The 11946-nt window shown below is 55.0% G+C and carries 9 protein-coding genes and 2 pseudogenes; 5 read left to right on the top strand and 6 right to left on the bottom strand.

Annotation, left to right across the window (positions count from 1 at the left end; genetic code table 11):
* Positions 1–5 precede the first annotated feature (5 nt).
* Entirely contained in the window at positions 6–1085 is a 1080-nt protein-coding gene (locus tag SH573x_RS31315) for a beta-ketoacyl-ACP synthase III (RefSeq protein WP_479352170.1), read from the top strand.
* An 831-nt stretch (positions 1086–1916) separates the two neighbouring features.
* On the opposite strand, the gene SH573x_RS31310 is transcribed toward SH573x_RS31315, so the two are convergent.
* The 3 genes and pseudogenes from SH573x_RS31310 to SH573x_RS31300 form a co-directional block, all read right to left on the bottom strand.
* Positions 1917–2531: a PDDEXK nuclease domain-containing protein gene (locus tag SH573x_RS31310; RefSeq protein ID WP_479356836.1), complete on the bottom strand. Its 615-nt coding sequence runs from the start codon at positions 2529–2531 to the stop codon at positions 1917–1919.
* Positions 2505–2996, bottom strand: a pseudogene (locus tag SH573x_RS31305) (DUF1016 N-terminal domain-containing protein); the annotation flags it as partial. The gene SH573x_RS31310 and the pseudogene SH573x_RS31305, both read right to left, overlap by 27 nt.
* On the bottom strand, positions 2993–3307 hold the full coding sequence (locus SH573x_RS31300) for an N-6 DNA methylase (protein ID WP_479352169.1): 315 nt from the start codon (positions 3305–3307) through the stop codon (positions 2993–2995). The pseudogene SH573x_RS31305 and the gene SH573x_RS31300, both read right to left, overlap by 4 nt.
* 203 nt (positions 3308–3510) lie before the next feature.
* On the opposite strand from SH573x_RS31300, the gene SH573x_RS31295 reads away from it, so the two are divergent.
* Positions 3511–3687, top strand: a complete 177-nt coding sequence (locus SH573x_RS31295) for a hypothetical protein (RefSeq protein WP_479352168.1) — start codon at positions 3511–3513, stop codon at positions 3685–3687.
* A 55-nt stretch (positions 3688–3742) separates the two neighbouring features.
* Here SH573x_RS31295 and SH573x_RS31290 read toward each other — a convergent pair.
* Positions 3743–4306, bottom strand: a pseudogene (locus tag SH573x_RS31290) (efflux RND transporter periplasmic adaptor subunit); the annotation flags it as partial.
* Between the two features lie 152 nt (positions 4307–4458).
* Between SH573x_RS31290 and SH573x_RS31285 the strand changes: the two are divergent.
* Complete coding sequence (locus SH573x_RS31285; protein ID WP_479352167.1) at positions 4459–5550, top strand: PDDEXK nuclease domain-containing protein; 1092 nt, start codon at positions 4459–4461, stop codon at positions 5548–5550.
* Positions 5551–5606: 56 nt separating this feature from the next.
* Here the strand turns inward: SH573x_RS31285 and SH573x_RS31280 are convergent, their stop codons facing one another.
* On the bottom strand, positions 5607–6878 hold the full coding sequence (locus SH573x_RS31280) for an efflux RND transporter periplasmic adaptor subunit (protein ID WP_479352166.1): 1272 nt from the start codon (positions 6876–6878) through the stop codon (positions 5607–5609).
* Between the two features lie 272 nt (positions 6879–7150).
* A complete protein-coding gene (locus SH573x_RS31275) occupies positions 7151–8776 on the bottom strand; it encodes a HEAT repeat domain-containing protein (RefSeq protein WP_479352165.1) in 1626 nt (541 codons plus the stop codon).
* Between the two features lie 116 nt (positions 8777–8892).
* On the opposite strand from SH573x_RS31275, the gene SH573x_RS31270 reads away from it, so the two are divergent.
* Together SH573x_RS31270 and SH573x_RS31265 are read left to right on the top strand one after the other, a co-directional pair.
* Positions 8893–10308 (top strand): DEAD/DEAH box helicase, encoded by a 1416-nt coding sequence (locus tag SH573x_RS31270; protein WP_479352164.1) that lies wholly within the window; start codon positions 8893–8895, stop codon positions 10306–10308.
* Between the two features lie 27 nt (positions 10309–10335).
* The gene (locus SH573x_RS31265) at positions 10336–11670 is read left to right on the top strand and encodes a dicarboxylate/amino acid:cation symporter (RefSeq protein ID WP_479352163.1); all 1335 of its coding nucleotides are present in this window, start codon (positions 10336–10338) and stop codon (positions 11668–11670) included.
* The last annotated feature ends 276 nt before the right edge of the window (positions 11671–11946 follow it).

Raw genomic sequence — 11946 nt, 5'->3', positions numbered from 1 at the left:
GATTGATGAGTGTAGCGTCCGAACTGTTGGGTTCGCAGAGCCAAGCGCCTGCGGCTCAAGCTGCTGCGGTTCCTAAAAGAGTGCTGACTGGACGCAGCCGCATGGGACGCCTTACCGGTATCGAACTAGTATCGACCGGCGCCTATGTGCCTGAGCAAGTTGTCGACAATGCCGACCTGGCACGTCTGGGTTGCGACAGCGACTGGATAGTGCAGCGCACCGGCATTCTGCAGAGGCGCAAAGCGGCACCCGATGAAGCGGCCAGTGACTTGGCGATCCGGGCTGCCCAGCAGTGTTTGGATCGAGCCGGCGCCACGGCAGCCGATGTCGATCTGATCATCGTGGCCACCATGACCCCCGACCATCCCACGCCTTCGACCGCTTGTCACCTGCAACGCGCCTTGGGTTCAGTGGCACCAGCGATGGACGTCAACGCGGCCTGCGCGGGGTTCATGTATGCTTTGGTAACCGCTGCCCAGTTCGTACACACCGGCTCCAGTCAATGCGCCTTGGTGGTCGGCGCGGAGGTCATGAGCCGCACGATCAACCCAGCTGATGTCAAAACCTATCCGCTCTTTGGCGACGGCGCGGTCGCAGTTCTCTTGCGCAAGACAGACGATGCCACCAAAGGTCTGCTGAGCTTTACACTGGGTGCCGAAGGTTGTGGTCAGTCGCTGTGTATTCCAGGTGGTGGCAGTCGTTCACCGCTGACCGCTGACACGTTGGCTGCCGGCGAGCAGTATCTGAAGATGGAAGGTCGAGCGGTATTCAAGTGGGCCGTGCGCACGGTATCGGATAGTACGCATGATTGCCTGGCATATGCCGATTTAGGCTTTCGCGATTTGGACTGCGTGATCTTGCATCAAGCCAACTATCGTATTATTGATGCCGCGGTAGCTGATTTTGGAATCGACCGCGATAAGGTGTTTGTCAATCTAGATCGTTACGGCAACACCAGCGCCGCCAGCATCCCCCTGGCACTACATGAAGCGATCCTCAGCGGCAAAGCCCTCGCCGGCCACCGCATCCTCATGAGCGGCTTCGGCTCCGGCCTGGCCTGGGGCACCGCCATCGTTGGATTGTAGATCGCTCTGAAACTCGGCGCTGCTAGGCACCGTGGTGGTAACACAATTGCGCTCGAGATGCAGTTGTTCCAGTCGTTCAGGATTATACGACTCAGTTTAAGCACGATGGCAAGCTGCACGAGCTCGTTGTTCCCAACCTGGCTATTTCCACATGTTGTCATCTTCCTGGTGGACACAGCCACGCCTAACACCAACATCGACGAACTCGTAACCCTGATGTCTCGTCGATCACAAATTCGCAGAGAGCTGAGCGAGTCGTTTGATTGCCAGCAATAAGGAGTTGGACTTGATGGAGTGGGACATGCAGACGACATGGGGCGTCATCATAGGCGCAGGATTTTCTGCAGCAGCGAGGAACGGCGAGAGACCTTTCCCAATTACCGACGATGAGTGGATATTGAGATGCGTTTACGTTCGGAGTCTGGCTTGGTCTTGTCGTGGAGGATGCGTGTGCGAGGTTCAGTGCTTGGCCGATGTGCCGAGCTAGCCAGCCGTTACCTCCCAGACCACGGTTGGTCCCGCGGCTTGTCCCACTGTGGCAATTGGTCGAAGCTGGCAGCCCATAGCCGTGAAGGTTGTACACCGCTGATGTGCGTCTAGAACTTCATGTTTGTCGAAAAAAGTTCGAAAACCATCCACAGCGTTCGAACCATCTGTGACGATGTAACCCGGCTTTTGCAGCGTGGCCAAGACCTTGGCGAGCAGTCCATCGTGCTCATCAGCCTCGGAGCAGACAAAAGCCGATCTATTACGTAGTCGCTTGCATGTAACTGGCTACCAAATGGTCCTGTTTGAATTGAGGCAAACTCGCCAAGGGTACTTTCCTCCCAACTACTGGCCATTATCAAGTTCTCCAAACTCAGCCTCGATCTGTTCGATACTCGGCAGTGAAGACCGCAACTGCTCAGGCAGGTTTGCCGTGATCTGGTACTCGCTAACGCCAATCGGCTTATTCAAATCACGCAGCGAATACTCGACGGTGATGTCGCTCTTTGACTTGCAGATTAGAATCCCAATGGTCGGCCCGTCCTGGGGCATGCGGACTTGGCTATCAACTGCTGAAACATAGAAAGTCAGCTTGCCTGCGTGCTCAGGTTTGAATTTTTCCACCTTGAGTTCGACGACGACATAGCAGTGCAAACGAAGGTGATAAAACAGCAGATCGATGAAGTATTCATCGTCGTCAACCACTATGCGGTATTGCCTGCCGACATAGGCAAATCCCGCCCCAAGTTCAAGTAAGAACTTGGCCAAATGATCGACTAAGCCATCTTCGAGCTCACGCTCGTTGTATTGTTCGGTCAGCGTCAGGAAGTCAAAGTTATAGGGATCGCGCAGCAACTGCTGGGCTAGATCGCTTTCCGGCTTGGGTAAGGTCGCTTGGAAGTTGTTGATCGCCTGGCCTTCGCGCAAGTGCAGGCCGCTTTCGATTTGGTGCGTTAGCACAGCACGCGACCAGTTGTTTTGGATGGTCTTCTGCACGTAAAACAAAGCTTCGGCAGGCGTTCGCAGCTTCTCGAGAATGACGCCGTTGTGCCCCCATGGAATTTGCGCCACAAGCTGTGGCGCGATTTCGGACAAAGTGGCCACAGCCTGTGGCGCATTTGGCAAAGTTTGATTTTCCGCGTTCGTCCAGAACTGATACCAGCGTCGAATTCGCTGTAGGTTTCGAACGGAAAACCCTTTGATATCAGGAAATTCGGAAAGCAGATCCGTGCTTACTTGCTGAAGAAAGCCCTCACCCCACTAGGCGGTTTTCTGCTTTGCGGTGATCTGCTCACCCAGAAACCAGTAGAGCTCTACCAGTTCGCGATTCACTGCCACGGCGGCTTTGATTTGCGATGTCTGGATCCGCTCCTTGATGGAGACGATCCATTGCCGGTAGTCGTCACCATGAATTAGCTTGGTCATGGTTCCACCTTGATCTTGGCCAGATTTTCAGCGATTGCTTTGTTCAATTGGGCTTCTTCCAACAGCTGAGCCTCGAACTTGGCCTTGAGTGCCAGGAATCGTTCCACAAAGTTGAAATCGTCTTCCTCGTCGGGCAGACCAACATAGCGACCAGGTGTGAGGACATAGTCCAATTCGGCCACACGATCCAGCGGCACCACGTGCTTGTATTCGGCTGCATCGATGTTCTGGCGAAGCTTGTCAGCAGCTTTCCAGAGCTGCTTCTCCAATGGTTCTTCATTCGCCTCTGAGGACGATTTATTCTTGGCCACGAACAATCCAATACATGCTGGGGGCTAATGCTTGCTATCGAGTTGTAACTTAGCGGTCATTCGTTGCTTGGGTCAAGGTGTAGATTCAAGTTGTCCACAGGGTGGACTATGAACGTGGCAAGTGAGCGTGATATTTGCACGCTCATTCAGGCCATGTCTTGAACGCGCTCAGAGAAAGGAGGGGATGGGCCCCCTCAGAGCACTTGGATGAGTCAGTAGAGCACGTTGAGTTATTGCAATTGGAAGACAGCAATATACGAGTTTCGCGTTACCTGACAGAGTTGCCAGCAAAAGAATTGCTCGAACAAAAGCTGCACCAGGCAATCGCATTAGCGCGCGAGCGATTCGCCAAGCTGAAAGAGAAAGAAGCACCGGAATGAGTTCTGATGCGGATACCGAGGCATTCGCCAACATGTTCAATGGAACCGACGTTGGTTACACCTTAGGCATTTCGCCGACGACTAGGTTATCGTTTTCTTTTAGGTCGCCTTCGATCATTTCGGTGGTGCGGTTGTCGGAGATGCCGGTGATGACGGGGATGGCTCGTAAGAGGCCGTCGCGGGCTACCCAGACGTGGCGACGGGCGCGCTCTTTGGCCATGGCTGCTCGCTCGTCGGCCGAGCGATTCTGGGCTTGGTTGCTTTGGCTTTGTTGAGCGGAGTTGACCTCTTCGAGGCCGTCCAGGATCGAACGATCGTCGGGATGTACCCAGTCACGTTTGGGTGGATAGAAACGCAGAGCCGCATTGGGGATCTTCAGCACATCTTTCTTTTGGACGATCTGAAAAGAAAGATTGGCTGTCATCCCCGGTAGCAACAACAGATCTCTATTGGGTGAAGATACGATCACAGGATAAGTAATGACGTTTTGTTTCTCAGTACTACTCAAACGGATCTGTACGATCTTGCCTTCTTCGAACAGCTTGTCGGGATAAGCATTAATGCTAAAGCGCACCGTTTGTTGATCATCGCGGGCCTGGCGGATCAGACCGATGTCGGCTTCGTCTACCGCGGCATGCTAAACGTTTAGCTAGCATGTTCAATAACGCGCCGGAAGAACGGATGCTCCCATCACTACTTGATGCCGTCAGCCAGATCTGTCCAGAATGAGCATGTGGTCAAACGACATAGCGCAAAGAAGGTACGGACTACATGGCGAAATCGAAACCACTGAAAATGTCTCTCTCTGAGGCACAGCACATCGCGCCAGTAGCTCCCAACCTGCTTGGTGACATTCGCCGTTTGATCGAGGCTGCTCGCGAGCAGACCGCTCGCTCGGTCAATTCAACGCTGGTCATGATGTACTGGAAGATTGGGAAGCGCATCCTTGAAGACGTACTGCGGAATGAGCGAGCCGAGTATGGCAAAGAGATAGCGCAGACGCTGTCAACACAATTAACAGCGGAATATGGACCAGGATTTTCCAGATCCAGTCTATCAAGAATGGTTTCTTTTGCGGACGGATTCCCCGAAGAGCCAATTGTTGCGACGCTGTCGCAACAATTGAGCTGGAGCCATTTCGTCGAACTTATCCCGTTGGATAACCAGCTAAAACGCGACTTCTACGCAGAAATGTGCCGGGTCGAACGCTGGAGCGTTCGGACGCTGCGGCACAAGATCGGGCACCTTCTTTTCGAACGGACGGCAGTCGCCAAAAAGCCTGATGAGCTGATCGCTGATGACATCGCTGCACTTCGCGATGTGGATCGCTTGACACCGGATATGGTCTTTCGCGATCCGTACTTCCTCGATTTCCTGGGACTGAGCGGCTTTCATTCAGAAAAGGATGTCGAAGAAGCGATCCTCCGTGAACTGGAAGCCTTCATCTTGGAACTGGGTACCGACTTTGCCTTCGTCGCTCGGCAGAAACGGATCACGGTCGACAATGAAGATTACTACCTCGATCTGCTGTTCTACCACCGTCGCCTACGGTGCCTCGTGGCAATCGATTTGAAGCTCGGCAAGTTTCAAGCGGCGGATAAAGGCCAAATGGAACTGTACCTTCGATGGCTGGAGAAGCATGAAATGCATCCCGGCGAGGAACCTCCTATCGGACTGATTCTTTGCGCGGATAAGTCAGAAGAGCATGTTGAGTTATTGCGATTGGAAGACAGCAATATACGAGTTTCGCGTTACCTGACAGAGTTGCCCGCGAAAGAACTGCTCGAACAAAAGCTGCACCAGGCAATCGCATTAGCGCGCGAGCGATTCTCCAAGCCGAAAGAGAAAGAAGCACCGGAATGAGTTCTGATGCGGATACCGAGGCATTCGCCAACATGTTCAATGGAACCGACGGCTAGTTACACCTTGGGCATTTCGCCGACGACCAGGTTGTCGTTTTCTTTTAGGTCGCCTTCGATCATTTCGGTGGTGCGGTTGTCGGAGATGCCGGTGATGACGGGGATGGCTCGTAAGAGGCCGTCGCGGGCGACCCAGACGTGGCGACGGGCGCGCTCTTTGGCCATGGCTGCTCGCTCGTCGGCCGAGCGATTCTGGGCTTGGTTACTTTGGCTTTGTTGAGCGGAGTTGACCTCTTCAAGGCCGTCCAAGATCGAACGATCGTCGGGATGTACCCAGTCGCGTTTGGGTGGATAGAAACGTAGCGCCGCATTGGGAATCTTCAGCACATCTTTCTTTTGGACGATCTGAAACGATAGATTGGCTGTCATGCCCGGCAGCAACAACAAATCTCTATTAGGTGAAGATACGATCACCGGATAAGTAATGACGTTTTGTTTCTCAGTACTGCTCAAACGGATCTGTACGATCTTGCCTTCCTCGAACAGCTTGTCGGGATAAGCATCAATGCTGAAGCGCACCGGTTGTTGATCATCGCGGGCCTTGCGAATCAGACCGATGTCGGCTTCGTCCACCGCGGCATAGATGTGCATCTCTTCGTCCATGCGCGGAGCCACGATGAACAACTCAGGCGTCTGGAACTGAGCGGCGATCGTTTGACCCACATCGACTTTGCGCTGAATGATTATGCCATTGACCGGTGAGCGAATCTCGGTGTACTCCAAGTTGGCTTGCGAGTTACCGAGGTTGGCTTGGGCCTGCTCGACGGCCGTCTTGGCCACGCTCAGTTCAGCTTCTTGAACCATGCGATTAAATTTCAGTTGATCAATTTCGGTCGCAGAAATGAAATCCTGGCTGCGACGTTGCAACTCCAAAGCGCGACGTTCGTCGTTGCGAGCTTGTTGCAGTTTAGCTTCCGCGCGCAGCACTTCCGCTTTGCGCGTCTCCATCAAGGCTTCATCACGCTCGACGACCGGTTGATACAAACGTGGATCGACGCGGGCCAGCAGTTGATCCTTCTCGACGTGATCGTTGTAGTCGACAAATAACTCGGCAATGGGACCGCTGGCCGTCGAACCCACGGTAACGCGTTGGACCGGTTCCACCGTACCAGTCGCATTGACGTTTTGAGTGATATCACCTTTGGTCACGCTCTGGAAACGAAACACCGGTTTGCTGCGTTCCCGCATATAGCTGGCCAGTGGGAAGTAGCTGCCCACGCACACTGCAATCAAAGCGGTCAAGACTAACAGCCCACGGATTGTTCCACGCATGTATCTGGCTTTGGTTTTCGACTAGCGGATCACTGCCGCAACAACGACTAGGTATAACACTCTGTTTATCGTATTCGCTGGCCAGCTGGTTGTCTTGTTGATCTATAGGAAATTCTGTAGCCACCGCTGCCAAGCGGTGGTTAGCTGGTCCACCGCCTGGCGGCGATGGCTACGAAGATGCCGTCCATCGTTTGGCGGCGATGGCTACGTGGGGTCTACCCTGTCCACCGCCTGGCGGCGGTGGCTACGAAGATGCGGTCGGTACGATAAGCCTACGGATTGAAAGATCGCAGTAATTTGCGGCCGCGATATAGGGCCAATAGCAGGTCGGGCGTGAGGCTGGTGGGCCGAGTGTCGCAGGCCATGATCAGGCTCTCCAGCCCATCGTAAACGACACCCACACTTTGGCCACCGCGGCTGCCCACGGCCAGGATCGCCACTTCGCCAAAGAAAAATGTCAGGGCCAACAGCTGCAAATCATCGACGCCCTCATGGCGGATGCCCTCCATCAAACGCTCGGCCTCCTGAAGTTGAGCAGGATTGAAACTGGCTCGCGGCACTTCGTAAATGTCGGCATGTTCTGCTTGCCAGCCTGCAAACAGGGCGTACACGTCGTCGACTTCCATCCGCCGCAAATCGGCTTGAAAAGCCGAGACCATCGGACCGGCGATGATCAGGTTGCTCAAATCTCCTTGCGCGAAATGGTAGGTGAAACGATAGAGAAAGCAGGCTTGCGGATCTTCGAAGCTGGGCCAGTACTGCGTGCGCTCGTCGATCAGTTCCAGGTCGGCGGGCGGTACGCCGAAGCGCTGGGGATCAGCCAGCCAGCAGACGACCTCCGCTTCGGCCAAAGCCACCGGTTGGCGATAGTCTTCCAGCTCGACATCATCGATGTTCAACTCGTCCAAGTAGGCCAATGCCCGCAGGCGTGACGCTGGGTCTTGAACCATGTCTTTCAGTCGAGCCAGGCCAGCTGGGTTGCCCAAGCGGGCCAGAGCCCCGGCCGCTTCGGTCTGGATACGCCGATGTGATAGCTCCATCGCTTCGGTTAGTTGCTTGATCGCTTGCCCGTCACCGATCAGACCCAGCGTATCGCATAGCGAAACGGTCAAGGCGATGGCGTTGTTCAGTACGCGTTGGATCGTAGCGATGTCTTCGCCGAACTGTTGGGGGTTGGCTTCCATGCGAGACAATCTGGCCGTGGTCGAACTGAGCAATTCTCGCAAACGGGCTGCCTGCCCGGCCAGCGGATGCGGCCGCAAACGACCTTTGCGCAAGCTGTGGCCGGCCAGGTCCAGCAGTCCGCCAAGCAATTGCCAGTGCCAAATATCGTCGCCCACTATTTCGAAAACGACTCCTAGATCGTCCGGTGGCCATTGAAACAGTGGGCTGAGAGCCACAGCCACGCTCTGTTCGTCTTCAAGAGATTGACGCTTTAAAAATTCAGCCATGACCGTCAGCGACCGGCGATCGCCTTGAGCGGACATGATTTGCAGGCAGTGGGCGGTGGCAATCGGGCTGATCGAAACTAACTGACTGGCAAGTTCACCAAGCGTTTCTGGGGCAACACTGGCCGACAAAGGCAAAGGCGCGGCCGAGCTGGTTTGGCCATCCTGGCTGAGCCGCAGGCTGAGGACGCGGGCCGCAGTCAGTTGCAAAATCGTGCGCAAACGCAATTCTCCAGGTGCCGGTTTCCGGCTGGATTCGTCGCGAATTTCCCCTCGGGCGGTTATTTCCAAGGCGGGTACTTCGGTCGACAATTGGTCGAGCAATTCCTCCAGTTCCACTCCATTGGCTCCCGAAATTGCGTCGGCAAGCGCGCTGGGCAGGGGTTGGTTATGGCCGTCCAGCACCCATTGAATCGCTAAATCGGTCCAAGAATGGTGACTAGTGGACATATAAAAAATCTCCCCAATTGCAATCTAGTAGTGGTAGGCCGACAATGGGGTGAGCCAGTTGTCTCAGCAGGCCTTAAGTTTTACACGGAACCATCAACACGGAAAATCTCTCAACAGTGGACGACGCAACGGGAAAGGACATAACTTCTTTTGATCAGTTGGATTTGTCGCCGGTCATGCTGCGCTCTTTGCGGCGTGCAGGTTACACAGAACCAACTTCGATTCAAGCTCAAGTAATACCACCGGCTTTGGAATGCCACGACATTGTCGGGCAAGCTCGCACCGGCACCGGCAAGACCGCCGCCTTTGGTATTCCCATTCTCGAGATGCTAGATCCACTTTCCGAGACGCGTTATCCGCAGGCTCTGATCTTGGTACCGACGCGCGAACTGGCTGAGCAAGTCCATCAAGAGATTGTCAAACTGGCGTGGGGCTGTCCGACAGCCACGCTGGTAACCGCCGGTGGCAAGCACATGCGTCAGCAAATCGATGCGCTGGCCAAAGGTGTGCAACTGGTCGTCGGCACACCGGGTCGAGTGCTCGATCATATCGGCCGCCGCACTCTGCGCCTGGATGATGTGTGGTGCGTCGTACTGGATGAAGCCGACCGGATGTTGGACATCGGTTTCCGGCCCGCGATCGAACGCATCATGCGCGCCTGCCCGACCGATCGGCAGACCATGCTGCTCAGCGCGACCATGCCGCCCATTATCGAAAAACTGAGCGAACGTTACTTGCAAGAGCCAGTGCGCATCAATTGCTCGCAGAGTCAAGTCTCGGGCGAAACGATCGAGCAGCGCTACTTTACTGTTCGCCAAGATGAGAAGTTTCCACTGCTGCTCAATTTGCTGCAGCGCGAAAAGCCCCAGCAAGTAATTATCTTCTGCCGCACCAAGCGCGGCACGGATCGTTTGCATCGCGACATTCAAAAAGAAGGACATCGCATTCCCGAGCTGGGCCGCATGCGCATGGCTTGTATCCACGGCGATATGAATCAGCGCGATCGCGATCGCGTGTTCAATAGTTTGCGAGCCGGGGAATTGAATCTGCTCGTCGCGACCGATGTGGTGGGACGTGGTATCGACGTGTCGACCGTTTCGCACATCATCAACTATGACATTCCACTGGACTGCGATGACTATGTGCATCGCGTTGGTCGTACGGGCCGCATGGGCCGCGAAGGCATTGCCTTTACCTTCGTAACTGCCAGCGAAGGTCCGCAGTTGACGTCAATCGAACTGAACATCAATCGCTTGCTGATTCGCGATTCGCTGGAACCAGCTGGCAGTGTAGGTAGTGGTGCCGCTGGTGAACCGGTTGACCCAAGTTCTCTGGCTGCGATTCCCAAAGCCCTGGCCGAATTCAATGACCAGGCGGAAAGTGCGATCAAGGAAGCCAGCGCCAACGGTGAGGGCTCACCTGCGGAAAGCGCTAACGGCGCAGCCGACGCCAAGCCCAAGCGCCGTAAACTGTTTCCGATGAAACGACGTGCCAGCGAACGTATGGCTCGCATCTCCGGTAATCGAGAATAGCCACCGAGAATTACGAGTGACCAGAACGTGACAGAAGCCAGTAACGGTGGTCTACCGCTGCATGTCAAGATTCTGATTGGACTATTGATTGGTGCCGTCTTAGGCATCTCGGCAAATATCATCGCTGCCCAGTCGCCGGAGTGGACCGCTTGGGTTAAGTGGACCGCGCAGAGCATCTTTGAACCGCTCGGCCGAGTCTTTTTGCGGCTGGTCATCATGGTCGTAGTGCCGCTGGTTGTCTCGGCGCTGATCTTGGGCATTCTAGAACTCGGCGACCTGCGCAGCTTGGGACGCGTGGGTCTGCGCACGTTGGGGTATACCGTGGTCATGTCCCTGGCCAGCGTGTTTATTGGCGTGGCGCTAGTCAATGTGTTTAAGCCAGGCAGTAGCCTACCGCCGGAGAAGCAGACCGAGCTGCGCAATCAGTATGCCAAGGCGGCAGACGAGGCGGTCAAGAAATCACAATCGGCCAAGACCGTGCAGCAAACGCTCTTGGATATGTTGCCGGAGAATCCACTGCAAGAGATGGTCGGCGCCGTTGATGGCAGCAGCAAAGGCAACGGGATGCTGGCCGTAATGTTCTTTTCTCTAGTGGTCGGCGTCGCCCTAACATTGTCGCGCGAGCGCACCGGACCGCTGATCGGCGTGCTGGAAGGTCTGTTTGATGTCACGATGACGATCATCGGCTTCGCCATGAAGTTAGCCCCGGTTGGCGTGGGCTGCTTGATGTTTGCCATCACTGCCACAGTGGGCTTTGATATTTTGCGCGTGCTGCTCTGGTTTGTATGCACCGTTGTGCTGGGCCTGGCCATACAAATGTTTGTCGTTTATTCGGTGATGTTATGGTTGGTGGCTCGCATGTCACCCCGCGAATTTTTTTCGCTGACGCGCGAAGCAATTTTCACGGCTTTTGGAACCAGTAGCTCTAACGCTACGCTGCCCACAGCTTTGCGAGTGGCCAAAGAGAAGCTGAATTTGCGCCCCGATATCTCGCAGTTTGTGCTGACCGTGGGATCAACTGCCAATCAAAATGGTACCGCTTTGTTTGAGGGCGTGGTGGTGCTCTTCTTGGCGCAAGTGTTTGGGGTTGAACTGACGCTGATCCAGCAGGTAGTGGTGGTGATGATGTCGATTCTGGCTGGCGTGGGCACCGCCGGCGTCCCCGGTGGCTCGATTCCCATGATCGTTATCGTCATGGGCCAGGTTGGTGTGCCTCAAGAAGGAATTGCGATCATCTTAGGTGTCGATCGCATCTTGGACATGTGTCGCACGACGTTGAACGTTACAGGCGATTTAGTGCTGGCTACGTGTGTATCTCGCAATTCAGCACCGGTGCAGCCGATCTCGCCAGAGATTGCATAGGTAGCCGATCTCGCCAGAGATTGGAAATGTAGCCGATCTCGCCAGAGATTGGAGAGCGTTACGGTCGTTCATCCAAAGTCTGGCGACTTCGGCTACGGGAGAATTGGAGAGCGTTACGGTCGTTCGTCCAAAGTCTGGCGACTTCGGCTACGGGAGAATTGGGGAGCGTGGAGGTGGTTCGTCCAAAGTCTGGCGACTTCGGCTACGGGAGAATTGGAGAGCGTGAGGTAGTTCATCCAAAGTCTGGCGACTTCGGCTACGGGATTTAAAAATTGC

It is taken from the genome of Rania fehmarnensis (assembly GCF_056494185.1).
This window is presented reverse-complemented; position numbering and strand designations above follow the sequence as displayed.